Source organism: Allobosea sp. Root670, from assembly GCF_001429415.1.
GTDB classification, from domain to species: Bacteria; Pseudomonadota; Alphaproteobacteria; order Rhizobiales; family Beijerinckiaceae; genus Allobosea; species Allobosea robiniae.
Genome location: NZ_LMJU01000015.1, coordinates 413,958 through 437,259, shown reverse-complemented (window position 1 = coordinate 437,259; position 23,302 = coordinate 413,958). Strand labels below are relative to the sequence as shown.

Here is a 23,302-nt window from a genome sequence, read left to right as displayed (position 1 = left end):
GTCTTATGTGGAAGTTTCCCCACTACAAACATCACTCCGCCGCCTGCCGCTGCACCTTGCCCTTCTTGATCGGCCGGCGGTCGAGCACTTCCTTGAGGAAGCGCGCGGTGTGGCCTTTGCCGATGCGGACGATGTCCTCCGGCGTGCCTTCGGCCACCACCTGGCCGCCGCCGTCGCCGCCTTCGGGGCCCATGTCGATCACCCAGTCGGCGGTCTTCACCACCTCGAGATTGTGCTCGATCACCACCACCGAATTGCCCTGGTCGACCAGCTCGTGCAGCACCTCCATGAGCTTGGCGACGTCGTGGAAATGCAGGCCGGTCGTCGGCTCGTCGAGGATGTAGAGCGTGCGGCCGGTGGCGCGCTTCGACAGTTCCTTGGAGAGCTTGACGCGCTGCGCCTCGCCGCCCGAGAGCGTCGTCGCCTGCTGGCCGACCTTGACATAGTCGAGCCCGACGCGGGCCAGCGTCTCCATCTTGTCGCGGATCGAGGGCACCGCCTTGAACAGGCCCTTCGCCTCCTCGACCGACATGTCGAGCACGTCGGCGATCGACTTGTCGCGATACTTCACTTCGAGCGTCTCGCGGTCGTAGCGCTTGCCCTTGCAGACGTCGCAGGTGACGTAGACATCCGGCAGGAAGTGCATCTCGATCTTGATGAGGCCGTCGCCCTGGCAGGCCTCGCAGCGGCCGCCCTTGACGTTGAACGAGAAGCGCCCGGCCTGATAGCCGCGCGCCTTCGCCTCCGGCAGGCCGGCGAACCATTCGCGGATCGGCGTGAAGGCGCCGGTATAGGTCGCCGGGTTCGAGCGCGGCGTGCGGCCGATCGGCGACTGGTCGATGTCGATGACCTTGTCGAGATGCTCGATGCCCTCGATGCGGTCATGCGGGGCCGGGTGGTCGATCGAGCCGTTCAGCTTGCGCGCCACCGCCTTGTAGAGCGTGTCGATCACCAGCGTCGACTTGCCGCCGCCGGAGACGCCGGTGATGCAGGTGAACATCCCCAGCGGAATCTCGACATCGACATTGCGCAGGTTGTTGCCGCGCGCGCCGACGATCTTGAGGCTGCGGCCGCTCGTGGCCTTGCGGCGCTTCGCCGGCACCGCGACCGACATCTCGCCGGTGAGATATTTGCCGGTGAGCGAATTGGGATCGTCGAGAATGTCCTGTGGCGTGCCCTTGGCGACGATCTCGCCGCCATGGATGCCGGCGCCGGGGCCGACATCGACGACATAGTCGGCGGTCAGGATCGCGTCCTCGTCATGCTCGACCACGATCACGGTGTTGCCGAGGTCGCGCAGCCGGCGCAGCGTGCCGAGCAGGCGCTCGTTGTCGCGCTGGTGCAGGCCGATCGAGGGCTCGTCCAGCACGTAGAGCACGCCGGTCAGGCCCGAGCCGATCTGGCTCGCCAGCCGGATGCGCTGGCTCTCGCCGCCGGAGAGCGTGCCGGAGGCGCGGGCGAGCGTCAGGTATTCCAGGCCCACGTCGAGCAGGAAGGTCAGGCGATCGCGGATTTCCTTGAGGATGCGCGGGGCGATCTCGTTCTGCTTCTTCGAGAGCCTTGCGGGCAGGGCGGTGACCCAGTCCAGCGCGTCCTTGACCGAGAGCTTCGAGACCTCGCCGATATGGCGCATGTCGATCTTCACCGCCAGCGCCTCGGGCTTCAGGCGGTAGCCGTTGCAGGCGGCGCAGGGCGTCTCGGACATGAAGCGGCCGATCTCCTCGCGCGCCCAGTCCGACTCCGTCTCCTTCCAGCGCCGCTCCATATTGGTGATGACGCCCTCGAAGGGCTTCTTCACCTCGTAGGACCGCAGGCCGTCATTATAGGCCATGCGGACAGGCTCGGTACCGGTGCCGAACAGGATCGCCTTCTGCGCGCTCTCCGGCAGCTCCGACCAGGGCTTGGTCATCGAGAAGCCGAAATGCTTCGAGAGCGATTCCAGCGTCTGGCCGTAATAGGGCGAGGTCGACTTGGCCCAGGGCGCGATCGCGCCCTTCTTCAGCGTCAGCGAATGGTCCGGCACGATCATGTCCGGATCGATCCGCATCTCGTGGCCGAGACCGTCGCAGGTGGGGCAGGCGCCGAACGGGTTGTTGAACGAGAACAGCCGGGGCTCGATCTCGGGAATGGTGAAGCCGGAGACCGGGCAGGCGAACTTCGAGGAGAAGGTGACGCGCCTGGCCTCGCCGTTCTCCTCCTTCTCGTCGGCATATTCGAAGACGGCGATGCCGTCGGTCAGCTCCAGCGCCTGCTCCAGCGAATCCGCCAGCCTTGCGCCGAGATCGGGCCGGATCACGATCCGGTCCACGACCACGTCGATGTCGTGCTTGAACTTCTTGTCCAGCGCCGGGGCGTCCGGGATCTCGTAGAACTCGCCATTGACCTTGACGCGCTGGAAGCCGCGCTTCAGCCAGTCGGCCATCTCCTTCCTGAACTCGCCCTTGCGGCCGCGCACGACCGGCGCAAGCAGGTACCCGCGCGTCTTCTCCGGCAGCTCGACCATGCGGTCGACCATCTGCTGGACGGTCTGGCTCTCGATCGGCAGGCCGGTCGCGGGCGAATAGGGGATGCCGACGCGCGCCCAGAGCAGGCGCATGTAGTCGTGGATCTCGGTGACCGTGCCGACGGTCGAGCGCGGGTTCTTCGAGGTCGTCTTCTGCTCGATCGAGATGGCCGGCGAGAGCCCGTCGATCTGGTCGACATCGGGCTTCTGCATCATCTCGAGGAACTGGCGGGCATAGGCCGAGAGCGACTCGACATAGCGGCGCTGGCCTTCCGCATAAATCGTGTCGAAGGCGAGCGAGGACTTGCCCGAGCCGGAGAGACCGGTGAACACCACGAGCTTGTCGCGCGGAATCGCGAGGTCGACATTCTTGAGATTGTGCTCGCGCGCGCCGCGCACGGTGATGGCGCGGCTGTTCGGATCGGCCGCACGGTTGCGGTCGAACATGTCTTCCAGCGCAGCAGCCTGGGCAGCAGCGGATTCGGTCTTGCGGGCCATCGGGGCGTCCGTTGCGGTGAAGCGCTAGATGTAGGGCAAATGCCGGGCCTTTCCAGCCTCGCGGCGATCTGCCCGGCATGAATAGCACGCAGCCGTCCCGGCTGCTGCCGTCTTCCTGACAGAAGACGTCAGGATCGGCGAGGCCCTCATGTGGGGATCATCGCACCGATCGCAATCGACTTCGGGGCGCAGTCGAATTATCTATAAATCATGACGAAGCCTGCCGAAGACACCATCGCCGTCCGCATCGCCAAGGCCCTGGCCGAACGGATCATCGCCGGAGAGATCGAGCCCGGCGCCCGGTTGCGGCAGGATCATATCGCCGCGGAATTCGAGACCAGCCATGTCCCGGTGCGCGAGGCCTTCCGCCGGCTGGAGGCGCAGGGGCTGGCGATCAGCGAGCCGCGCCGCGGCGTCCGCGTCGCTTCCTTCGACCTGTCGGAGGTGAAAGAGGTCGCGGCGATGCGCGCGGCGCTGGAGGTGCTGGCCCTGCGCCATGCCGCGCCGCATCTCACCGCCGCCATCCTCGACAAGGCCGAGCAGGCGCGACGCGATTGCGACGCCGCCACCGATGTCCGGGCCTGGGAGGAGGCGAATCGCCGCTTTCATCGCATCCTGGTCGCGCCCTGCGGCATGAAGCGGCTGCTTGCGACGATCGACGATCTCCATGCCGCGAGCGCGCGCTTCCTGTTCTCGGCCTGGCGCTCGGAATGGGAATCCCGGACCGACCACGACCACCGCGCGATCCTGAGCGCGCTCCGCAACGGCGACCTGGAAACCGCGATCGCGACGCTGGCGCGGCATGCCCAATGGATCGGCGAGCGCCCGGTCCGCACCGCCTCCGGTGCGACGCGAGAGGCCTTCGCCATCGTCGGCTGAGCATAGTCCTTCCCCGGCGTGGGAGGTTTCGCACGAAAGGCGCGCTTGCCTTTTCCGGCGAGATATGGACTTCCTCATAGATCAAAGATCAAAATTATAGATAATCTTGATCGCGACCAAGGAGTGACCATGACCGATCTTGCCCTCAGCCGCCCGTTCAGCCCGCTGCGGCTGGAAAGCCGCTCGCTCGCCTGGCAGGCCGGCGCCGTGATCGTCGGCAGCCTGCTGCTGGCGCTGTCCTCGCAGATCAAGGTGCCGATGTACCCGGTGCCGATGACGATGCAGACCTTCGCCGTGACGCTGATCGGCGCGCTCTATGGCTGGCGCCTCGGCGCGGTCACCGTCATCGCCTGGCTGGCGCAGGGCGCGATGGGCCTGCCCGTCTTCGCCGGTGCGGTCGGCGGCGCGGCCTATTTCGCCGGCCCGACCGGCGGCTACCTGCTGGCCTTCCCCTTCGCTGCGGCGCTGGCCGGCTGGCTGGCGCAGCGCGGTTGGAACGGCAGCCGCGTCGGCCTCGCCTTCGCCGCGATGCTCGCCGGCAACGCGCTCTGCCTGGTCATCGGCGTCGCCTGGCTCGGCACCCTGATCGGCCTGTCCAAGGCGATTGCGCTCGGCGCGACGCCCTTCATCCTCGGCGCCATCCTGAAATCGGCGCTGGCCGCCGCCGCGCTCAAGGCCTTTGCGCCGCGCGGTTGACGCGATCTGACACTCTCGCAGCAGCGACCCGGCAGGCTTCGGCCTGTCGGGTTTTTTGTTGGTCGCCGGGATGCGGCGTTCTCGACGCTGCGGATGGGAGTCAGGAGGCCGAGGCGATTCTCAGCGAACGCCGCTCCCGAACATATCCGTCTGATGGGCAGGCGCGCCGATGCCTGGCTGCGTATAGGCCGGCCCATCGGCTCGCGCTCTGGGAACGGAATCTTGTGTGACGCAGCCGGTTGGCACGAGAAGGATGAAGATCACGGCGACATATCGCTTCAACACGGCTGACTTCCTCGCTGCATTCCGGAATCGGTGCGAGAGGCAGCTTCGGACAGCTCCGCTTTCGCCTTCCGTTATTCGCATGACATTGAAGCTGGAAACCGTCCCCGGGACAATCCGCGGCATCGGGTTGACGTGCGGGGGGGCGGTCGCTCGACAAGATGCCAAACGTCATCTCGTCGGGTTTTCACGTCTACCTGGACCGGTCGCCGACACTCGGTGGCGTCAGGCAGGCCCACGCAACAGAAAAGAGCGACGGTTGCCCGTCGCTCTCAGAGTTGCCACCAAACAGATTACCACCAGTCGGGAGGCGGCGGGGCATAACGCGGCGGCCCCCAGCCCGGCCCACGACCGTAGCCGTAACCGTAACCCGGAGGCGGGCCGTAGCCGCGCGGCGGGCCGTAGCCCCGACCATAACCATAGCCGCGACCGTAGCGTTGCTGGCGCATGGTCTCTTCGATGATCATGTGCCGCCGCTCGGCTGCAGCCGACCATGAATACGCGACCGTCGCCTTGTCGAGACGCTGGGCGAGCTCCCTCGGCACGGCCTCGGAGGCCATGGCTGGCACGGCCAGCCCGCTGCCGAGTGCAATCGCAGTGAAGATCAACAGCTTGCGCATGGCAAACTCCTTTCGACGCTGATCAGATCACGCGGCGCCTCAACAGAACATGAACCGATCCGTTGGCTGCCGTTCACGTGGCCGACGTCACGCAGGCAGCACCGTCACGGGAGTGCCGGGCGCCACGCGCGCATAGAGATGGGCGATGTCCTGGTTGATCATCCGGATGCAGCCCGACGAAACGTTCGTACCCACCGTGTAGGGCTCGAACGTGCCATGGATTCGATAGCCGAGGTCTCGCCCCTCACCGAACAGATACAGGGTCCGTGCGCCCAGCGGGCTTTTCGATCCACCGCGCACGCCGAGTCCGCGCGGCGTCATCTCGAGCTGGGATCGGATCGAGGGGTCACGCTCGATCATTTCCGGAGGCGGGACCCAGTCAGCCCAGTCGCGCTTCATGTTGATGCGGGCCGCACCGGACCAGCCGAAGCCCTCGCGCCCGACGCCGACGCCGTAACGCGTCGCTACGCGCGGGGATTCGACGAAGTAGAGGTGATAGCCGGCGGGATCGACCACGATCGAGCCGGGCTTATCGTCGCGCGGAAACGCGACGGTCTGGCGGAGATAGCGGGTATCGATCCGCTGGTAATCGATGGCGGCGATCGGGAATTTCTCGCCGGGATACTCGGCATAGACCGCGGCATAGTTCGGCTGGGCGAGCGTGCGCGTCACCAGGCCTCTCGGGCTTTGGCCGACGTCGATCTCGGGCAGCGCGACGATGCTTCTCGATCCGCATCCGGCCAGGCCTGCGGCTGCGAAGGAGAGGGCGGGAAACGTAAACGATCGGCGGGTCAGCATCGGGTATCTCTCGGACAAGGCTGAGGAGATACATCGGCTTGGATGGTTACCGTTGGGTGAACCTCCGGTCGGCGCGCCGGATTTTCGCGGTCCGACATCCCAGCGCTTGGGGAGAATTTTCTCCCGGAGCGTCGACCAAGGGTCGGAAGCCGACATCAGTCGGCAATGCCGTCCCGCCCCTCGACGGCCATCAGCGTTGCGGTAAGCAGGGCGATCAATCGCGATCGACCATCCTGCTCCGCGAACACCTCGGTTTGGGCCAGAGTCAGAGTGCGTCCCGCTTTCACGACCTTCCCTCGGGCGATGATCCGGTCGCCAGCGGCTGGAGCCAAGAGGTTGATCTTGAACTCTGTAGTCAGCACCCCGCGGTCCATAGGCATCATAGAGAGGGCGGCATATCCTGCTGCGCTATCGGCAATGGCACTTATCGCGCCGGCATGAACGAAACCGTGCTGTTGAGAGATTGTCGGAGCAGGCGCCAGTTCGATGGCGACAGCGCCGGGCTCCACGGTTGCGATGGTTGCGCCGAGGGTCGTCATCAGGCCCTGTTTCGCAAAGCTGGCTCGGATGCGCTGCTCAACCCGACTGCCGTCTTCGCTCATGGGAACCTCCGGGGTGCAGCCTGACAGCCGGATCAGAGTTCGGCAACGGGTCGGAACCGGACCCTGGATTAGCGGACCCGGGCTACCCCTCCAGCGCCGCGATCATCTCCACCCGCGTCGCATGCCGGCCGCCTTCGAATTCGGCGGTCAGGAACGCATCGGCGATCGCGAGCGCCAGCCCTTCGCCGACCACGCGCGCGCCGATCGAGAGCATGTTGGCGTCGTTATGCTCACGGATCATGCGGGCCGAGAAGGTGTCGGCGCAGACCCCGCAGCGAATGCCCTTGACCTTGTTCGCAGCCATCATGATGCCCTGGCCGGTGCCGCACAGGATGATGCCGAGCCGGCAATCGCCGGCAGCGACCAGCCGCGCCGCCGCTTCGCCATGCCGGGGATAGGGCGTGCTCTCCGGCGTCGTCGGGCCGATATCGACCACGTCCCAGCCCTGCGCGGCGACATGCCTGGCGATGGCCTGCCGCAGCGGGATGGCGGCGTGATCGCTGGAGAGGACGATGCGATTGCTGTCTGTCACGGAGAAGTCGTCCATTATGCCGGGGCCGTCTGCCGGCCGCCAGCCTAGCTCATGGCCTCCGTCGGGGCGATCACAATCGTCCGGGCACGCGCCGGTCCGGTATCAGCGCCGATGCATTGCCCTGCATGGCTGCTGACCGGCGATGACAGGATCGGCCTCGCCTCGTCGCCGCGATTGAGCGATGCTGCCGCACAAGGAGCCCGGAAGAACGGATCAATTCGTCCGGCCCTGCGTTACAGCGCGAACCGCCGGCGCGATCGGCCCCGGCGGCTTCTGCCATGACCGGTTTGGGGAGCGACGATGATGAAGGCCCTTCTTGGAGCAGCAACCCTCGCGCTCGGCCTCGGGTTCGGTGCACCGGCCATGGCCTGCGAGCTCGACCGCCCCTTGAAGATGGCTGGGCTCGACTATGATTCCGCCGCCTTCCATACCGCCCTCGCCAGCGCGATCGCCGAGCGCGGCTTCGGCTGCAAGGTCGAGCGCGTGCCGGGCGTGATCGCCCCGCTGGTCAACGGCTTGGCGCGCGGCGATGTCGACATCGTCATGGAGATCTGGATGGCCAACCCGGTCGATGCCTGGGTGAAGGCGGCCGAGGCCGGCAAGGTCGAGCCGCTGGGCACCACATTCCCCGATGCGAGCGAGGGCTGGTTCGTGCCGCGCTATCTCGTTTCCGGGCCGGATGCCAAGGCGCCGGACCTCAAGAAGCCGGAGGATCTCAAGCGCTACAAGGCGCTGTTCGTAGATCCCGACGAGCCGGGGAAGGGGCGTTTCTACAATTGCGTCGCCGGCTGGGTCTGCGAAGGCATCAACACCAAGAAGCTCGCGATCTACGGGCTCGCCGAGGATTTCACCAATACGCGCGGCGGCTCGGGCGAGGCGCTGGTCGCCGCCATCGAGGCCGCGCTCAAGCGCAAGCGCCCGGTGGTGTTCTACTATTGGGGCCCGAGCTGGCTGCTCGGCGCCTATGATCTCGTCAAGCTGGAGGAGGCGCCCTTCGACGCAGGCGTCTGGGCCGAGCTCAAGGCGAGCGATGCGCCCAAGCGCGCCACCGCCTATCCGATGAGCAAGGTCGTGATCGGCGCCAATATCGATCTCACCAAGAAGGCGCCGCAGCTCGCGACCTTCTTCAAGAGCTATGGCACGACCAGCGACGTGACCTCGAAGATGCTGGCCGAGGCCCGCGAGAAGGGCGTTACGCCCGAGCAGCAGGCGCTCGTCTTCCTGAAGACTCAGGGCGATATCTGGAAGAAGTGGCTGCCGGCCGATGTCGCCAGCAAGGTCGCGTCGAGCCTGTGACCACTGCCTTGGTGCCGGATTTCGGCAAGGCGTTGCAGGGCGCCGTCAACCGGGCGGTCGATGCGCTCGTCACCGGCTATGGCGACAGGCTCGACGGCTTTAGTGCCGTGCTGACGGCGCCGGTGCGCCTTGTCGAGACGCTGCTTCAGCATGTCCCGGTGCCCGCCTTTGTCCTCGCAGTCGCTGCAGGGGCGTGGCTGGCGACGCGGCGGATCGGCTTCGCGCTCGCGATGGCAACCCTGCCGCTGGCGCTGGCCGGGCTCGGCATCTGGGGCGAGGCGATGCAGTCGCTCGCCCTCGTCACTGTCGCCGTGCTGTTCGTCGGGTTGCTGGGCTTGCCGCTCGGCGTCGCCGCCGCCCGGATTCCGCGGCTCGGCCGGGCGTTGGCGCCGCTCTACGACCTCATGCAGACCATCCCGAGCTTCGTCTACCTCATCCCGGTGGCGATGCTGCTCGGGCTGGGGCGCGCACCGGCGCTGGTCGCGACGCTGGTCTATGCGCTGCCGCCCTTCGCACGCTTGACCGAACTCGGCCTGCGTGGCGTCGATGCAGGACTGGTCGAGGCCTCGCGGGCACTGGGCCTCAGGCCTCGGCAAGCCTTCTGGCTGATCGAACTGCCGCTTGCCCGGCCGGTGATCCTGCAGGGGCTGAACCAGGCGATCATGATGGCGCTCGCCATGGTCGTGGTCGCCTCGATGATCGGCGCCAAGGGGCTGGGCGAGGTCGTGCTGCTCGGCCTGCAGCGGGCCGATCCCGGCCTCGGCTTCGTCGGCGGGCTCGGCATCGTGCTGCTCGCGGTGCTGCTCGACCGGATGGCGCAGGCCATCCTCGGGGCAAGGCAGACGCCACGGTGAGACACCACCGAATCAGCAGGGGACAACCTCGAAACAGGCACTTGAACAAAACAAGAACATTCTTGATAATGCCTTTATCGGCCGATAGGGTTCGGCTCCGGTCGAGCGGCCGGTTTGTGTGAAGTGCGCAGGAAATGGAGCCTGTCATGGCTGGTAGCGTCAACAAGGTCATTCTGGTCGGCAATCTCGGGCGCGATCCCGAAGTGCGCCGCCTTGGCAGCGGCGAGCCTGTCGTCAATCTGCGTATCGCCACCTCCGAGACCTGGCGCGACAAGCAGAGCGGCGAGCGCAAGGAGCGCACCGAGTGGCACTCGGTCGTGATCTTCAACGAGAACCTGGCGAAGGTGGCCGAGCAGTATCTGAAGAAGGGCTCGAAGATTTATATCGAGGGCCAGCTCCAGACCCGGAAATGGCAGGACCAGTCCGGCGTCGAGAAATACACCACCGAGATCGTGCTGCAGCGCTTCCGCGGCGAGCTCACCATCCTCGACAGCCGCCAGGGCGGCTCCGACGAATATGGCGAGGGCGGTGGCAGCAGCGGCGGCTACGCGGATGACCGCTCGGGCGGCGGTGGCGGCTCGTTCGGCCGCTCCAGCGCGATGGGCAGCGGCGGTGGCGGCGGCTCGCGCCAGCCGGCCATGTCGGGCGGTGGTAGCGGCGGCGGGCGTTCGTCCTCCAGCCATCTCGACGACGACATCCCGTTCTAGGGCCTGGTTCCGGCTTCAGGCCGGAATGGTATCGATGTTTTCAGAAGGGCCGGTTCTCGCAAGGGGGCCGGCCCTTCCGTTTTCGGTTCAAGGCCGCGCGATGACCAGGCGCAGCGAGCCGTCGAAATTCGGCTGGTTGCGCAGGAAGCCGTAGCAATCGTCCCAGGCGCCACAGTCCAGGTCCTGGCGCAGCTTCTCGATCGAGGCGGCGTTCTGGGTCTCGCCGACGAAGCTCCAGGCCGAGCATGCCGAGCGCGCGCCCGGATCGAGGAAGAGTTCCGGCCGGCCGTAATAGGCCTCGTTGAAGCCGTCGCGGCAGGCGAGCGGGATCGGCACCGCGACGATCTCGACATCGCCGCCCAGAACCGTGCCGATATGACCGAGCGAGGGATAGCGCCGCGCCTCGGTCGCCAGCACCTCCGGCGCATAGTGGTTGAGCCAGAAGGCCTGCACCAGATCGGGATCACAGGACAGGATCACGACCGGCCCGCGCGTCACCCGGCGCATCTCGCGCAGGCCCGCATCGAGATGCTGCCATTGATGCACGGTGAAGGTCGCCATGCTCGCGTCGAAATGCCCGTCGGGAAAGGGCAGGGCTTCCGCGGTGGCGTCGATCGCCGCGACGATATCCGCCGGGCGCTGCGCCCGCATCGAGGCGGAGGGTTCGACCGCAATCATGTCGCGGCCGCGCGGCTCGTAGGAGCCGGCGCCGGCGCCGACATTGAGCACCCGCCGGGCCGGGCCGAGTGCGGCCTCGATCAGCGCGGCGATCGCGGGCTCGGGCTGGCGATAGGAGGCATAGCCCTGTCCGATGCGGCCGTAATCGGCGTCGCCGGCGCTGCCATCGGCGCGGCGCGGGCTCGAACTCATGTCGTTCATCGGGATATCTCCGTCAGCATGGAGCGCCAGAGCGGCAGGGCGTGGTCGCGTGTCAGCGGGGCGAGTGGAAGCGTGGAGGCCGTGTTGGGTTCGAGCCAGGCGATCTCGGCGATCTCGGCTGCGGGCGCTGGTTTTCCATCGAGACGCAGGGCGTAAAGCTCGGCCTCGACGGTGAAGCCCGGCTCATTGGCGGCCGGTGCCGCGAAGCGTCCGCAATGGCGTGCAGCCTCCAGCGAAGCAGTAAGTCCCAGCTCCTCCCGGAGTTCGCGGGTGAGCGCGTCGAAAGGCCCTTCGCCGGGCTCGATCTTGCCGCCCGGCTGCATGAACCAGGCGGTGCCGCGCTTGCGGACCAGGAGCAGGCGCTGGCGCGCGTCGGTCAGCAGCGCGGCCGCGATGCGGATTTGCCGGGTATCGTCGCTCACGACCGACTCCTCTCAGGCTGGTGCAGGGGAGGATTGGCACGATCCGCAGGGAACGGGGAAGGGGCCTCTTCGATGGCGCGGCCGGGAGGATGGTGGTAGGAACCGGCGCTGGATTTCGAGAGCGAACGCAAGCAAGGCGTCAGGATCATGTTCGAGGCACGCAGCATCGCCGCCGGCAGCAAGCCGGAGTTCTATCGCGAGCTCGCGGCGCAGCTCGAAGCGCTGCTCATGGGCGAAAGCGACCCGATCGCGAACGCCGCCAACACCTCCGCGCTGCTGTTCCAGATGATGCCGGATCTGAACTGGGCCGGCTTCTACATCATGCGATCAGGCGAGCTCGTGCTCGGCCCGTTCCAGGGCAAGCCGGCCTGCGTCCGCATTCCCGTCGGCAGGGGCGTCTGCGGCGCGGCCGTGGCACAGCGGAAATCGATGCTGGTCGAGGACGTCCATGCCTTTCCCGGCCATATCGCCTGCGATGCGGCCTCGCGCTCGGAACTCGTCGTGCCGCTTATCGGACGCGATGACGTCATCGGCGTGATCGACCTCGACAGCCCGTCACCGGCGCGCTTCGATGCCGACGACCAGGCCGGCATCGAGCGCATCGCGGCGATCTGGCTCGCGGCCTGCGGCGAGGGCGTCAAGGCTGCCCTGGCCAGAGCGTCCTGAGGCGGCGGTGCCCTCGCTCAGCCTGCGGATACAGCTCGACCCCGAAGGCAGGATCGGCCCCGGCAAGATCGCGCTGCTCGAGAACATCGCGACGCATGGCTCGATCTCGGCGGCCGGCCGGGCGATGGAGATGTCCTACCGGCGCGCCTGGGAACTGGTCGAGGAACTGAACGTGCTTTTCGGCAAGCCGGTGGTCGAGCGCCAGGTCGGCGGGCGCAATGGCGGTGGGGCACGACTGACTCCGCTCGGCGAAGCGCTCATCCTGCGCTTCCGCGCGGTCGAGCAGGCTGCGACCGAGGCTGCCGCGACTCATCTCGCGGCGCTACAGGCCGAGATCGACCGGCCCGAGCGCGGCTGAATCGCTGTCGCGCGCACCGCGTCGGCAGCGCCCTGCATTCATCGAATAGCGGATATGTGAGGGTCGTCCGGAAGCGCGGGCTGGCCTGATTTCGCGTGGCCGAGGCCCATCGGAGGGCAGAGCCGGCGAGCCGCTTTTCCTTGACATGCCCGCCCGATTCGAACAGGCGTATCGCATATGCAGCAACGCCGCTGCAAGTCTTTTTTTGTAATGATTCCAATGAGGAAGCTGCCGGCCCTTGGTGCCCGGCAGCAGGTGCTGGAACCGGCTGGAGCCGGGGCGGCGCTCCTCCGGAGAAGGCTGGATTTGTGATGATGCGTGCGTTTCGTCTGGCTCTTGTTGCGATGAGCCTGTCCGTGGTCGCGGCCCAGGCCCAGGCGCCGGGGCAGTCCGCCCCACAGGCCCCCACCGAAACGGCCCCGCCTGCGGCACAGACCCAGCCGGTTCAGCCGGCGCCCGCGACCCAGCCCGCGACGCCGACCAATCCGCTGCCGTCTGCGCTGCCTCAGCTCGGCATCAATCCGCCGAGCGCCGCTCACCCGCCGCTGACCACCAGCGAGGCCGCGACACCTGTGATGGCTCCGGCCCCGGCCGCGACGGCGACCTTGCCGCATGACCTGTCGCCCTGGGGCATGTTCATGGCGGCGGATATCGTCGTGAAGGGCGTGATGCTCGGGCTTGCCTTCGCCTCGCTGGTGACCTGGACGATCTGGCTCGCCAAGGCGATGGAGCTGGCCGCTGCCAAGCGTTCGGCCGGCCGGGCGCTGCGCCGCATCGAGGCGGCCGAGAACCTGGGCGAGGCAGCCGGAGCTGCGGCGGGCAGGAACGGCAAGCTGCGCGGCGCCGTCGGCTTGTTGCTGTCCGCTGCCCTGTCCGAGACCCGCCGCTCGGCCGACCTCGGCGAGGACGGTATCAAGGAGCGCGTCGCCATCGCGCTCTCGCGGATCGAGGCGCGCGCCGGCCGCTCGATGGCGCGCGGAACCGGCCTGCTCGCCACGATCGGCTCGACCGCCCCCTTCGTCGGCCTGTTCGGCACGGTCTGGGGCATCATGAATTCCTTCATCGGCATCAGCCAGGCCAAGACGACCAATCTCGCCGTCGTCGCGCCCGGCATCGCCGAGGCGCTGCTGGCGACCGCGATCGGCCTCGTCGCCGCCATCCCCGCCGTCATCATCTACAACGTCTTCGCCCGCGCGATCACCGGCTACCGCGCCACGCTTTCCGATGCGTCGGGCGAGATCCTGCGCCATCTCTCGCGCGACCTGGAACGCCGCCAGCGCGCCGTCGCACCGGCCCCGCGTTCGGCCTATTCGTCCTCGGCTTCAGCCGCGGCGGTGGCGGCCGCGCCGCTCGTTCCGGCGGAGTGAATCATGGGCGTTTCCCTCAAGGAGCCGCAGGACGGCGACCTCGGCGAGGTCAGCGACATCAACGTGACGCCGTTCATCGACGTCATCCTCGTCCTGCTGATCATCTTCATGGTGGCGGCGCCGCTCTCGACCGTCGATGTCGCGGTCGACCTGCCGGTCTCGAACGCGCAGCCGCAGCCGCGGCCGGACACGCCGATGTTCCTGACGGTGAAGGGCGATCTCACGCTCGCGCTCGGCAATGATCCCGTGCCGCGCGAGGCCCTGCAGACGGCACTCGACCAGAAGACGAACAGCGATCGCGAGCAGCGGGTCTTCCTGCGGGCCGACGGCAGCGTCGCCTATAGCGAGCTGATGAACGTGATGAACCTGCTGCGCAACGCCGGTTATCTCAAGATCGCGCTGGTCGGCCTTGAGGACACCGGGCAGGGGGCTGCTGCGGGGCCGAAGCCATGAGCCTCGAGCGCCCGTCATTGTCGCGTTTCGCGCCGGCGGCCCTGCGCTGGAGTCTTGCGGCCCTGGTGGTCGCGAGCGCCCATGGCACGGCCGGCTGGGTCATCGCCAACTGGCAGCGCGCCGAGGCGGCGATGGGCGCGCCTCCGGCCGCCGTGATGATCGAACTCGCGCCGCTCGCCGTCGCCCCCGAGGCGCCGCCGCAGGATGTCGCGCCGGGCCCCGAGATGGCCGAAGCGCAGCCCGAGCCCGAACCGGTCGAGCCGCCCAAGGAGATCGAGCCGCCTCCGCCGGAACCGGAGCCCGTCGCGATCCCCGAGCCCGAGATCAGGATTCCCGAATTGCCGCCGCTGCCCGATGCTGCGGCGATCCTGACCCCGCCGCCGAAGGAACAGCCGAAGCCGCCTCCGCCGGAGAAGCCCAAGCCGAAGCCGAAACCCAAGGTCGTCGAGAAGAAGAAGCCGATCCGCCCGGACAAGCCCAAGGCCGAGCAGACCTCGGCGCCGGTAGCGCAGGCGCAGACGGCTCCGCGCGCGGCGGCTCCCAATTCCGGTGCGTCCTCGCCGTCTCCGGCCGCGACCGCGAGCTGGCGCGGGTCGCTGATGGCGCATCTCAACCGCTACAAGCGCTTCCCTGGAGGCGCCAGCCCCGGCACGGTCCAAGTCGCCTTCAGCATCGACCGCGGCGGCCGTGTGCTCTCGGCCCGTCTCGTCCGGGGCTCGGGCGATGCGGCGCTGGATGGGGAGGCGGTCGCGATGATCCGTCGCGCCAGCCCTGTCCCGGCACCGCCGGATGGGCTCGGCAGCGGAGCGATTTCGCTGAGCGTGCCGATCAAGTTCTCGCGCTAGGCTGGCCCGGGAACCGGAGCTATCGTCTGCGCGTAGGATGGTTATGAGCGAGAGGAGAAGCGCGATGACGATCATCAGGCTTGCCGCCGGCGCGATGCTGGCCCTCGCATTGAGCGGCTGCGTGACCACCGAGGCGCAGTATCGCGCGATCGACGAGGAGCGCTGCCGCTCCTATGGTTTTCGCGCGCCGGGCGAGGCGTTCTCGAACTGCCTGATGCAGCTCGATCTCGATCGCGCGGCCGAGCGGCGCTATCGCTTCGACCGCTTCGACGCCTCCTTCGGCGGGCCCTGGGGCTACGGCCGGCGCTGGTAAGGGCGCATCCCGACAAGAAAAAAGGGCCACGCCAGAAGCGCAGCCCAAGTCTAGGGAGGAAACGCCCAAGGAGGGCGGCGCAACATCTCTGCTGCGCTGCACTTTAAATAGTAAGCTCAGGTGACGCCTGCAAGGCCAAAAGGGCAGCATCGCTGTCTTATTTTTAGGCGCCTCGTTTCTCAAATGAAATCAAAGGATTTCGGGCGATTCCCGCAAGATCGTGCGAGCTGCCGTCAGTCGCCTGCTCATCTGCTGCATTGCAAGAATGGCAGATTGACAGGCGCCCGGATCTATTCATTCATATGCATGCAAATGAATTCCGCTTCGCCCGACCCGGCGCGAGCGGTATCGGCGCGGATTGCAGCCGCAGCAGGGCGAAGGACTTAAACCCGATGCAGATCGATCGTCGCAGCTTCGTCGCGGGCACGCTTGCCCTCGGCGTTCCCTCGCTGGCGCGCGCCCAGGGCGCGGGGCCGATCCGCATCGGCGAGATCAACTCCTATACCGCGCAGCCGGCCTTCCTGAAACCCTATCGGCAGGCCTGGGAACTGGCGCAGGAGCAGATCAACGCGGCGGGCGGCGTGCTCGGCCGCAAGCTCGAAACGGTGTTCCGCGACGATGCCGGCAAGCCGGAGGATGCGGTGCGCCATGCCGCCGATCTCGCCACGGCCGAAAAGGTCGACATCATCGCCGGCGGCTTCCTTTCCAATGTGGGACTGGCGCTCGCCGACTACGCCAACCAGAACAAGCGGCTCTATGTCGCCTCCGAGCCGCTGGCCGATGCGCTCGTCTGGTCGAAGGGCAACCGCTACACCTTCCGCCTGCGGCCCTCGACCTACATGCAGGCCGCGATGCTGGTCGAGGAAGCGGCGAAGCTTCCGGCGAAGAAATGGGCGATCGTCGCGCCGAACTACGAATACGGCCAATCGGCCGTGAAATGGTTCAAGGAATTGCTGTTGAAGGCACGCCCCGACGTGACCTTCGTCGCCGAGCAGTTCCCGGCGCTCGGCCGCATCGACGCCGGCGCCACCGTGCAGGCGCTGGAAGCGGCCAAGCCGGAGGCGATCTTCAACGTCACCTTCGCCGTCGACCTCGCCAATTTCGTCCGCGCCGGCAACACGCGCGGCCTGTTCGAGGGGCGCCAGGTCGTCTCGATGCTGACCGGCGAGCCGGAATATCTCGACACGCTCGGCGCCGAGACGCCGGAGGGCTGGATCATCACCGGCTATCCCCATGCCGACCTGCAGACGCCGGAGCACGTCAAGTTCCGCGACGCCTACAAGGCGAAGTACAACGACTATCCGCGGCTGGGCTCGGTCGTCGGCTACGAGACGGTGCAGGCCATCGCCGCGGCGCTGGCCAAGGCGGGCTCCACCGACAACGAGAAGCTGGTCGATGCCTTCGAGGGGCTGAAGTTCGGCTCGGCCTTCGGTCCGATCGAGTTCCGCAAGATCGACCACCAGTCGACGCTCGGCGCCTATGTCGGCAAGAGCGCGCAGAAGGACGGCAAGGGCGTGATGGTCGACTGGAGCTATCGCGACGGCGCCAAATACCTGCCTGGTGATGACGAGGTCCGCAAGCTACGCCCAGCCGTCTGACCTTGCCTGAGATGGAGCGCGGCGCTACGGCCTGAAGGCCGTAGTGTTGCGCCCGAGACCACATGCTTGATCTCGTCCTCACCCAGACCCTGAACGGCCTGGCCTCGGCATCGTCGCTGTTCCTGGTGGCGTGCGGGCTGTCGATCATCTTCGGCGTCACGCGCATCGTGAACTTCGCCCACGGCTCGCTCTACATGCTGGGCGGCTATCTGGCCTTCACGCTGGTGACCTGGCTCGGCCCGGCCGATCCACTCGGATTCTGGGGCGGCGTCATCCTCGCCGTTCTGCTCACCGGCCTTGCCGGTGTGCTGATCGAGGTCCTGATTCTCAGGCGAATCTATCAGGCGCCGGAGCTGTTCCAGTTGCTCGCGACTTTCGGCGTCGTGCTGATGCTGCAGGACATTGCGCTGGCGACCTGGGGGCCGGAGGACAAGCTCGGCCCGCGCGCGCCGGGCTTCCGCAGCTTCGTCATCCTGTTCGACAACCGCTTCCCGAGCTACGAGCTGTTCCTGATTGCCGTCGGGCCGGTCGTGCTCGGCCTGATCTGGCTCTTGTTCCACCGGACGCGCTGGGGCGTGCTGATCCGGGCGGCGACGCAGGACCGCGAGATGGTGAGCGCGCTTGGCGTCAACCAGCGCCTGCTCTTCACCTCGGTCTTCGCCTTCGGCGCAGCGCTGGCGGGGCTCGGCGGCGCGCTCCAGCTCCCGCGCGAGGCGATCAACCTTCACATGGACCTGTCGATGATCGCCGAGGCCTTCGTGGTCGTGGTGGTCGGCGGGCTCGGCAGCGTGACCGGCGCCTATCTCGCGGCCGTGTTGATTGGCGTGCTCCACGCCTTCGGCATCCTGATCCTGCCCAAGATCACGCTGGTGCTGGTCTTCCTGGTGATGGCGGCGGTGCTGATCGTCCGGCCGCACGGCCTACTCGGCAAGGCCTCCGTCGAGCCTCATGGCCATGCCGGCCAGCTCTTCCTGCTCAGTCCCGCAGACGGCGCGGCGAAGCTGTTCGGAGCCGTCGCGCTCAGCCTGCTGATCCTCGCGCCGCTGGTCGTGCCTGATCATGTCGTCCTGACGTTGACCGATCTCGTGATCTTTGCGGTCTTCGCCGCTTCGCTGCATCTCTTGATGGGGCCGGGCGGCATCACCTCCTTCGGCCATGCCGCCTATTTCGGGTTGGGCGCCTATGGCACGGCGCTGGCGGTGAAATGGCTGGGCAGCCCGATGGAGGAGGCCTTGATGCTGGCGCCGCTGATGGCGGGCATCGCCGGCGCGATCTTCGGCTGGTTCTGCGTGCGGCTTTCGGGCGTCTATCTGGCCATGCTGACGCTGGCCTTCGCCCAGATCGCTTGGGCCACCGCCTTCCAATGGGTCGACCTGACCGGCGGCGACAACGGCATTCTCGGCGTCTGGCCCTCGGCCTGGGCAGTGCCCAAGACGGTATTCTACTATCTTACGCTCGCCATCGCCGTTCTGGTGATCCTGGCGCTGCGCGTCATCATCTTCGCGCCCTTCGGCTACGCCTTGCGGGCCGGCCGCGACAGCCCGTTGCGGGCCGAGGCGATCGGGCTCGATGTCGGGCGCCTGCAATGGGCGGCCTTCACCATCGCCGCGGTCGCAGCCGGCATCGCCGGCGGGCTCTTCGCCTTCTCTAAGGGCTCGGTCTTCCCGACCTATATGGCGATCCCGCGCTCGGTCGATGCCTTGCTGATGGTGCTGCTCGGCGGCGTCCAGACGGTCGCCGGACCGGTCGTCGGCGCCTTCGCCTATATGGGTTTGAACGAACAGCTCGCGAAGATGACGGCCTATTGGCGCTTCGGGCTGGGGCTGTCGATCGTGCTTCTGGTCGTGCTGTTCCCGCGCGGCCTCGTCGGCACCTGGCTGTACTGGCGCGCCCGACGCGAGAGCGCCGCGCAGGCGACGGCCGTGGCATGAGTGCGTCCATGCCTCCCGTGCTGGAAGCCCGCGATCTCGCCAAATCCTTCGGCGGCGTGAAGGCGGTCGATGGCGTGTCCTTCTCGGTCGAGGCCGGCAAGCTGGTCGCGCTGATCGGCCCCAACGGGGCCGGCAAGACGACCTGCTTCAACATGCTGAACGGGCAGCTCAAGCCCGATCGCGGCGAGGTTCTGCTCGAAGGCAAGCCGATCACCGGGCTCGAACCGCGCAAGATCTGGCGCCTCGGCGTCGGCCGCACCTTCCAGATCACTGCAACCTTTGCCTCGATGACCGTGCGCGAGAACGTCCAGATGGCGTTGATCTCCCATGCCGGGGAGAGCTGGCGCCTGTTCGGGCGCGCCGACCAGCGCCGCCTCGAGCCGGCCGATGCCTTGCTCGATCAGGTCGGTATGACCCAGCAGGCCGAACGCGCCTGCGGCGTGCTCGCCTATGGTGATCTCAAGCGCGTCGAACTCGCCATCGCGCTCGCCAACGCGCCGAAGCTGCTGCTGATGGACGAACCCACCGCCGGCATGGCGCCGCAGGAGCGCATCGCCCTGATGGCGCTGACGGCCCGCATCGCCCGTCAGCACGGCATCGCCGTGCTCTTCACCGAGCATGACATGGACGTCGTCTTCGCCCATGCCGATCGCGTGCTGGTGCTCGATCGGGGGCGGTTGATCGCTTCCGGGACCAGTGCCGAGGTCCGCAACGATCCGCAGGTGCGCGCGGTCTATCTCGGCTCCGGCGCGACCTCGGGAGGGCATTGATGACGGCGCTCCTCGAACTCGCGGGCGTCGAGGCCTGGTATGGCCGCGCCAAGATCCTGCACGGCGTCGGCTTCTCGGTTGGACATGGCGAGGTCGTCGCGCTGATGGGCCGCAACGGCGCCGGCAAGTCTACGACCATGAAGACGGTGATGGGGCTGGTGCCTGAACCGCGAGGCTCCATCCGTTTCGAAGGCAAGGAGATCGCCGGCCGCGAGCCTTTCCAGATCGCCCGGCTCGGCATCGGCTATGTCCCGGAGGACCGGCGCGTCTTCTCCGAACTGACCGTGATGGACAACCTCGAAGTCGGCCGCCAGCCGCCCCGCAAGGGCGCGCCGCACTGGACGCCGGAGCGGCTCTTCGACCTCTTCCCCAATCTCGGCCGCATGCGCGAGCGGCCGGGCGGGGCCATGTCCGGCGGCGAGCAGCAGATGCTGACCATCGCCCGCACGCTGATGGGCAATCCGCGCCTGCTCCTGCTCGACGAACCCTCGGAAGGGCTTGCGCCCGTGATCGTCGAGGCGATGGCGGAGACGATCCGCGTGCTGAAAGGCGAGGGGCTGTCCGTGCTGCTCTCCGAGCAGAACCTGCATTTCGCCGGCAGCATCGCCGACCGCGCCGTCATCATCGAGAAGGGGCTGATCCGCTTCGACGATACGATGGCCGCGCTCAAGGCCGACGAGGCGGCGCGGAGCCAGTATCTGGCGGTCTGAAGCCTGAGAGCAGGCGCCGCATCACGTCGAGCAGCGGCTCGACCTCGCGCTCCGCCATCGGGTCCAGCGCCGCGATGGTAATCGCCTGGGCGCGGACGACATAATCCGGCAACAGCTCGCGGCCGCGCTGGCCGAGCTGTACCAGCACGCGGCGCTTGTCGTCGGGATCGTGCAGGCGCTCGACCAGCCCGCGCTCGGCGAGGCGCGTCACCACGCCCCGGATCGTGGCCGGGTCCATCGCCGTCATGCGGCCGAGCTGGTTCTGGGAAATCCGTCCGTCGACGGCGAGCCGGCAGAGGACCGCGAATTGCGGCGGCGTCGGCCCGTCTGCGCCCATCATCTCCAGGAACATCGCGACATAGCGCTGCTGCATCTGCCGCAGCAGGAAGCCGAACTGCTCGTCCAGCACATAGCCGGCGAGGTCGACGGGTTCAGGCATCGCGGAATCGGCCGGGCCGCTGGCCGAGCGGTGATGCCGGCCGAGCCCGTCTTCCGATTCCTCTGCGCGATCCATGCTGGCTCCGGGCTGGCGATTCTGCCGGCTGATGGCAGAGGCTCATTCTCCCGGATCATATGTGTTCATTCAATCGGCAAGGCAACGCAGCCGCAGCCGTCATGCTCGGGCTTGACCCGAGCATCTCAGGAAGGAAGAGCGCCCTTCTCGGCACGAGGTTCTCGGGTCACCGCTCTGCGGCGCCCGAGAATGTGACGGCAAGCCGTCGCGATCAGCCCAGCGACATCGTCAGCGGCGGCTTCACTTCGGGCGGTAGCGGCGAGGTGTAGCCTTCCTTGCCGAGGCGGGCCTTGTGGTCGGCCTTGGCGGCGGCCATCAGGGCCGGGTCGCTCAGCACCGCGGCGCCGGTTGCGGCCATCGCCTTGGCGACATGGACCATCGCCTTGTGCGCGGCGGGGGACTTGCCCTGCGCCACCACCTGCCAGGTGTGGAACGGCGTCCCCATCGCGACCGTCGGCGCATGGGCCTGCACGGTCGGCACCGCCCAGCTCACGTCGCCGATATCGGTCGAGCCGATCGCCGGGTTGCGCTTGGCGTCGCGCGGCACGAGGAAGTCGGCGAGTGGGGCGCCGCTATCCGGCATCCCGATGGTGCGCCAGATCGAGGCGATCTCCTGCGGGGAGAGCGTGCCGCGGATCTTCTCGGCATAGGCCTTGTCGGCATCGTCGAAATGCGGCGCGCCGAGCTCGCCCATCACCTTGTGCATGGCTTCTTCGAGCGGCGTGTTGGCGACGAGGTCGGAGACGGCGCTGACGATGCGCATCTCCATCTTGGTTTCCGTCATCAGCGCCGCGCCTTCGGCGATCTTCTTCACGCGCTGGACGAGCTCCAGCATGCCGCGCAGGTCACGGGCGCGGATCGAGTAGCGCACCCGGGCATGGGCCTGGACGACGTTCGGGGCGATGCCGCCGGTATCGAGCAGCGCGTAGTGGACGCGTGCGTCGGAGGGCATGTGCTCGCGCATGTAGTTGACGCCGACATTCATCAGCTCGACGGCATCGAGCGCCGAACGACCGAGATGCGGCGCCGCCGCGGCATGCGAAGCGCGGCCGGTGAAGACGAAATCGGCGCGGGTATTGGCGAGCGCGAGGGCCGGAGCGACCTCCCAGAAGCTCGACGGGTGCCACGAAATCGCGACATCGGCGTCGTCGAAGGCGCCGGCGCGAACCATGAAGGCCTTGGCGGCGCCGCCTTCCTCGGCCGGGCAGCCATAATAGCGCACACGGCCGGGAATCTTGTTCTCGGCCAGCCACTCCTTCATCGCCACCGCAGCGAGCATCGCTGCCGAGCCGAGCAGGTTATGGCCGCAGCCATGGCCGTGTCCGTTGGTCTCGATTTCCTTGTGCTCGGCAGCGCCGGCTTCCTGCGACAGGCCGGGCAGGGCGTCGTACTCGCCGAGGAAGGCGATGACCGGGCCGCCTTCGCCGGCCTCGCCGATCACCGCGGTCGGGATATCGGCGACGTTTTCGGTGATCTTGAAGCCCTGGTGCTTCAGCTCCGCGATATGCTCGGCGACCGAGCGCTTCTCGGTGTAGCACACCTCCGGCATGCCCCAGACCCGGTCGGAGAGCGCGATCAGGCGCTCCTTGTTCGCATCGACATGCCGCCAGAGATCGTTTCGATTGTCCATTGTCGTTCCGCCTGGAGAACGCCTTGGCGCTCCCCGTCTTTCGTTGAGAGGCGGATTCCCCGACGGGGCCGATGCGGCCGGGCCGGACCCGCCTCTGGTGGGCAGCGGCATATGAGCAATCCCGCACCGCCCCGTCCAGACATTCAGTGCATGGCGGAGCAGCGTCTCAGGCTTTGGCCTGCGCCGATGGTGTGGCGGCGAAGTCCGCCAGGATCGGGCAATCCGGCCGGTGGTCGCCATGGCAATGCGTCGCCAGATGCCGCAGCGTGTCGGCCATGGCCTTGAGCTCCGCCGCCTTTTCCTCGAGTTCGCGCACATGCGCCATGGCGAGGTTCTTCACATCGGCGCTGGCCCGGCTCTTGTCGCGCCAGAGCGCGAGCAGTTCGCGCGTCTCCTCCAGCGAGAAGCCGAGATCGCGCGAGCGGCGCACGAAGCGCAGCGTATGCACGTCGTCGGCGGCATAGACCCGGTATTGCGCGGCCGTGCGGGCCGGCGGGGTGATCAGGCCGATGCTCTCGTAATAGCGGATCATCTTGGCGCTGACGCCGGAGCGGGTTGCGGCTTCGCCGATATTCATCT

The 23,302-nt window shown here is 67.4% G+C and carries 25 protein-coding genes; 15 read left to right on the top strand and 10 right to left on the bottom strand.

The window, feature by feature from the left end:
- Positions 1-31: 31 nt before the first annotated feature.
- Positions 32-3,001: an excinuclease ABC subunit UvrA gene (gene uvrA / locus ASE61_RS14515; protein WP_061967990.1), complete on the bottom strand. Its 2,970-nt coding sequence runs from the start codon at positions 2,999-3,001 to the stop codon at positions 32-34.
- A gap of 210 nt (positions 3,002-3,211) precedes the next feature.
- Between uvrA and ASE61_RS14510 the strand changes: the two genes are divergently transcribed.
- Positions 3,212-3,880 (top strand): GntR family transcriptional regulator, encoded by a 669-nt coding sequence (locus tag ASE61_RS14510; RefSeq protein WP_061967988.1) that lies wholly within the window; start codon positions 3,212-3,214, stop codon positions 3,878-3,880.
- A 129-nt stretch (positions 3,881-4,009) separates the two neighbouring features.
- Complete coding sequence (locus ASE61_RS14505; RefSeq protein ID WP_061967986.1) at positions 4,010-4,576, top strand: biotin transporter BioY; 567 nt, start codon at positions 4,010-4,012, stop codon at positions 4,574-4,576.
- A gap of 575 nt (positions 4,577-5,151) precedes the next feature.
- Here the strand turns inward: ASE61_RS14505 and ASE61_RS14500 are convergent.
- The 4 genes from ASE61_RS14500 to rpiB all read right to left on the bottom strand — a co-directional run bounded on the left by ASE61_RS14500 (position 5,152) and on the right by rpiB (position 7,410).
- Positions 5,152-5,478, bottom strand: coding sequence for a hypothetical protein (locus ASE61_RS14500; RefSeq protein WP_061967985.1), 327 nt, complete (start codon positions 5,476-5,478; stop codon positions 5,152-5,154).
- A gap of 87 nt (positions 5,479-5,565) precedes the next feature.
- Positions 5,566-6,150: a L,D-transpeptidase gene (locus tag ASE61_RS14495; RefSeq protein ID WP_244492841.1), complete on the bottom strand. Its 585-nt coding sequence runs from the start codon at positions 6,148-6,150 to the stop codon at positions 5,566-5,568.
- Between the two features lie 281 nt (positions 6,151-6,431).
- A complete protein-coding gene (locus tag ASE61_RS14490) occupies positions 6,432-6,878 on the bottom strand; it encodes a PaaI family thioesterase (protein ID WP_061967981.1) in 447 nt (148 codons plus the stop codon).
- An 82-nt stretch (positions 6,879-6,960) separates the two neighbouring features.
- Complete coding sequence (gene rpiB, locus ASE61_RS14485; RefSeq protein ID WP_061968338.1) at positions 6,961-7,410, bottom strand: ribose 5-phosphate isomerase B; 450 nt, start codon at positions 7,408-7,410, stop codon at positions 6,961-6,963.
- A 303-nt stretch (positions 7,411-7,713) separates the two neighbouring features.
- Between rpiB and ASE61_RS14480 the strand changes: the two genes are divergently transcribed.
- The 3 genes from ASE61_RS14480 to ssb all read left to right on the top strand — a co-directional run bounded on the left by ASE61_RS14480 (position 7,714) and on the right by ssb (position 10,267).
- Positions 7,714-8,706, top strand: coding sequence for an ABC transporter substrate-binding protein (locus tag ASE61_RS14480; protein ID WP_082617455.1), 993 nt, complete (start codon positions 7,714-7,716; stop codon positions 8,704-8,706).
- A complete protein-coding gene (locus ASE61_RS14475) occupies positions 8,703-9,560 on the top strand; it encodes an ABC transporter permease (protein WP_156407102.1) in 858 nt (285 codons plus the stop codon). Before ASE61_RS14480 ends, ASE61_RS14475 begins: the two co-directional genes overlap by 4 nt.
- Positions 9,561-9,706: 146 nt before the next feature.
- Positions 9,707-10,267: a single-stranded DNA-binding protein gene (gene ssb, locus ASE61_RS14470; protein ID WP_061967978.1), complete on the top strand. Its 561-nt coding sequence runs from the start codon at positions 9,707-9,709 to the stop codon at positions 10,265-10,267.
- A gap of 87 nt (positions 10,268-10,354) precedes the next feature.
- Here ssb and ASE61_RS14465 read toward each other — a convergent pair whose 3' ends face one another.
- Positions 10,355-11,146: a class I SAM-dependent methyltransferase gene (locus tag ASE61_RS14465; protein WP_200959641.1), complete on the bottom strand. Its 792-nt coding sequence runs from the start codon at positions 11,144-11,146 to the stop codon at positions 10,355-10,357.
- Positions 11,143-11,568 carry an NUDIX hydrolase gene (locus ASE61_RS14460; RefSeq protein ID WP_061967976.1) on the bottom strand — a complete coding sequence of 142 codons (426 nt, stop codon included), beginning with the start codon at positions 11,566-11,568 and terminating at the stop codon, positions 11,143-11,145. Before ASE61_RS14460 ends, ASE61_RS14465 begins: the two co-directional genes overlap by 4 nt.
- Before the next feature lie 147 nt (positions 11,569-11,715).
- Between ASE61_RS14460 and ASE61_RS14455 the strand changes: the two genes are divergently transcribed.
- From ASE61_RS14455 to ASE61_RS14410, 10 genes are all read left to right on the top strand, one after another.
- Positions 11,716-12,234 (top strand): GAF domain-containing protein, encoded by a 519-nt coding sequence (locus tag ASE61_RS14455; RefSeq protein WP_061967975.1) that lies wholly within the window; start codon positions 11,716-11,718, stop codon positions 12,232-12,234.
- A gap of 7 nt (positions 12,235-12,241) precedes the next feature.
- Positions 12,242-12,592 (top strand): winged helix-turn-helix domain-containing protein, encoded by a 351-nt coding sequence (locus ASE61_RS14450; RefSeq protein WP_061967973.1) that lies wholly within the window; start codon positions 12,242-12,244, stop codon positions 12,590-12,592.
- 314 nt (positions 12,593-12,906) lie between these two features.
- Positions 12,907-13,959, top strand: a complete 1,053-nt coding sequence (gene exbB, locus ASE61_RS14445; protein ID WP_244492840.1) for a tonB-system energizer ExbB — start codon at positions 12,907-12,909, stop codon at positions 13,957-13,959.
- Between the two features lie 3 nt (positions 13,960-13,962).
- A complete protein-coding gene (exbD, locus tag ASE61_RS14440; RefSeq protein ID WP_061967971.1) occupies positions 13,963-14,412 on the top strand; it encodes a TonB system transport protein ExbD in 450 nt (149 codons plus the stop codon).
- Complete coding sequence (locus ASE61_RS14435) at positions 14,409-15,257, top strand: energy transducer TonB (RefSeq protein WP_061967970.1); 849 nt, start codon at positions 14,409-14,411, stop codon at positions 15,255-15,257. The genes exbD and ASE61_RS14435 overlap by 4 nt, the downstream gene beginning before the upstream one ends.
- A gap of 64 nt (positions 15,258-15,321) precedes the next feature.
- A complete protein-coding gene (locus ASE61_RS14430; protein WP_061967968.1) occupies positions 15,322-15,570 on the top strand; it encodes a hypothetical protein in 249 nt (82 codons plus the stop codon).
- A 392-nt stretch (positions 15,571-15,962) separates the two neighbouring features.
- The gene (locus ASE61_RS14425) at positions 15,963-17,168 is read left to right on the top strand and encodes an ABC transporter substrate-binding protein (protein ID WP_061968331.1); all 1,206 of its coding nucleotides are present in this window, start codon (positions 15,963-15,965) and stop codon (positions 17,166-17,168) included.
- A 62-nt stretch (positions 17,169-17,230) separates the two neighbouring features.
- Positions 17,231-19,099, top strand: coding sequence for an ABC transporter permease (locus ASE61_RS14420; protein ID WP_061967966.1), 1,869 nt, complete (start codon positions 17,231-17,233; stop codon positions 19,097-19,099).
- Positions 19,096-19,869: an ABC transporter ATP-binding protein gene (locus tag ASE61_RS14415; RefSeq protein ID WP_061967965.1), complete on the top strand. Its 774-nt coding sequence runs from the start codon at positions 19,096-19,098 to the stop codon at positions 19,867-19,869. The genes ASE61_RS14420 and ASE61_RS14415 overlap by 4 nt, the downstream gene beginning before the upstream one ends.
- Positions 19,869-20,579 carry an ABC transporter ATP-binding protein gene (locus ASE61_RS14410; RefSeq protein WP_061967963.1) on the top strand — a complete coding sequence of 237 codons (711 nt, stop codon included), beginning with the start codon at positions 19,869-19,871 and terminating at the stop codon, positions 20,577-20,579. Before ASE61_RS14415 ends, ASE61_RS14410 begins: the two co-directional genes overlap by 1 nt.
- Here ASE61_RS14410 and ASE61_RS14405 read toward each other — a convergent pair.
- The 3 genes from ASE61_RS14405 to cueR form a co-directional block, all read right to left on the bottom strand.
- Positions 20,536-21,093, bottom strand: coding sequence for a MarR family winged helix-turn-helix transcriptional regulator (locus tag ASE61_RS14405; RefSeq protein ID WP_200959640.1), 558 nt, complete (start codon positions 21,091-21,093; stop codon positions 20,536-20,538). The genes ASE61_RS14410 and ASE61_RS14405 overlap by 44 nt on opposite strands.
- A 211-nt stretch (positions 21,094-21,304) precedes the next feature.
- The gene (locus tag ASE61_RS14400; RefSeq protein WP_061967961.1) at positions 21,305-22,723 is read right to left on the bottom strand and encodes a M20 family metallopeptidase; all 1,419 of its coding nucleotides are present in this window, start codon (positions 22,721-22,723) and stop codon (positions 21,305-21,307) included.
- Between the two features lie 166 nt (positions 22,724-22,889).
- On the bottom strand, positions 22,890-23,300 hold the full coding sequence (cueR, locus tag ASE61_RS14395) for a Cu(I)-responsive transcriptional regulator (RefSeq protein ID WP_061967960.1): 411 nt from the start codon (positions 23,298-23,300) through the stop codon (positions 22,890-22,892).
- Positions 23,301-23,302 lie beyond the last annotated feature (2 nt).

Excerpts from the sequence above, each read along its gene's own strand:
- ASE61_RS14400 (WP_061967961.1), bottom strand. The coding sequence starts at position 22,723 with ATGGACAATCGAAACGATCTCTGGCGGCATGTCGATGCGAACAAGGAG.
- ASE61_RS14415 (WP_061967965.1), top strand. The coding sequence starts at position 19,096 with ATGAGTGCGTCCATGCCTCCCGTGCTGGAAGCCCGCGATCTCGCCAAA.
- ASE61_RS14410 (WP_061967963.1), top strand. The coding sequence starts at position 19,869 with ATGACGGCGCTCCTCGAACTCGCGGGCGTCGAGGCCTGGTATGGCCGC.
- ASE61_RS14480 (WP_082617455.1), top strand. The coding sequence starts at position 7,714 with ATGAAGGCCCTTCTTGGAGCAGCAACCCTCGCGCTCGGCCTCGGGTTC.
- ssb (WP_061967978.1), top strand. The coding sequence starts at position 9,707 with ATGGCTGGTAGCGTCAACAAGGTCATTCTGGTCGGCAATCTCGGGCGC.
- ASE61_RS14510 (WP_061967988.1), top strand. The coding sequence starts at position 3,212 with ATGACGAAGCCTGCCGAAGACACCATCGCCGTCCGCATCGCCAAGGCC.
- exbD (WP_061967971.1), top strand. The coding sequence starts at position 13,963 with ATGGGCGTTTCCCTCAAGGAGCCGCAGGACGGCGACCTCGGCGAGGTC.
- ASE61_RS14505 (WP_061967986.1), top strand. The coding sequence starts at position 4,010 with ATGACCGATCTTGCCCTCAGCCGCCCGTTCAGCCCGCTGCGGCTGGAA.
- ASE61_RS14420 (WP_061967966.1), top strand. The coding sequence starts at position 17,231 with ATGCTTGATCTCGTCCTCACCCAGACCCTGAACGGCCTGGCCTCGGCA.
- ASE61_RS14490 (WP_061967981.1), bottom strand. The coding sequence starts at position 6,878 with ATGAGCGAAGACGGCAGTCGGGTTGAGCAGCGCATCCGAGCCAGCTTT.
- cueR (WP_061967960.1), bottom strand. The coding sequence starts at position 23,300 with ATGAATATCGGCGAAGCCGCAACCCGCTCCGGCGTCAGCGCCAAGATG.
- ASE61_RS14500 (WP_061967985.1), bottom strand. The coding sequence starts at position 5,478 with ATGCGCAAGCTGTTGATCTTCACTGCGATTGCACTCGGCAGCGGGCTG.
- ASE61_RS14430 (WP_061967968.1), top strand. The coding sequence starts at position 15,322 with ATGACGATCATCAGGCTTGCCGCCGGCGCGATGCTGGCCCTCGCATTG.
- ASE61_RS14425 (WP_061968331.1), top strand. The coding sequence starts at position 15,963 with ATGCAGATCGATCGTCGCAGCTTCGTCGCGGGCACGCTTGCCCTCGGC.
- uvrA (WP_061967990.1), bottom strand. The coding sequence starts at position 3,001 with ATGGCCCGCAAGACCGAATCCGCTGCTGCCCAGGCTGCTGCGCTGGAA.
- ASE61_RS14455 (WP_061967975.1), top strand. The coding sequence starts at position 11,716 with ATGTTCGAGGCACGCAGCATCGCCGCCGGCAGCAAGCCGGAGTTCTAT.
- ASE61_RS14465 (WP_200959641.1), bottom strand. The coding sequence starts at position 11,146 with ATGAACGACATGAGTTCGAGCCCGCGCCGCGCCGATGGCAGCGCCGGC.
- exbB (WP_244492840.1), top strand. The coding sequence starts at position 12,907 with ATGCGTGCGTTTCGTCTGGCTCTTGTTGCGATGAGCCTGTCCGTGGTC.
- ASE61_RS14435 (WP_061967970.1), top strand. The coding sequence starts at position 14,409 with ATGAGCCTCGAGCGCCCGTCATTGTCGCGTTTCGCGCCGGCGGCCCTG.
- ASE61_RS14405 (WP_200959640.1), bottom strand. The coding sequence starts at position 21,093 with ATGGATCGCGCAGAGGAATCGGAAGACGGGCTCGGCCGGCATCACCGC.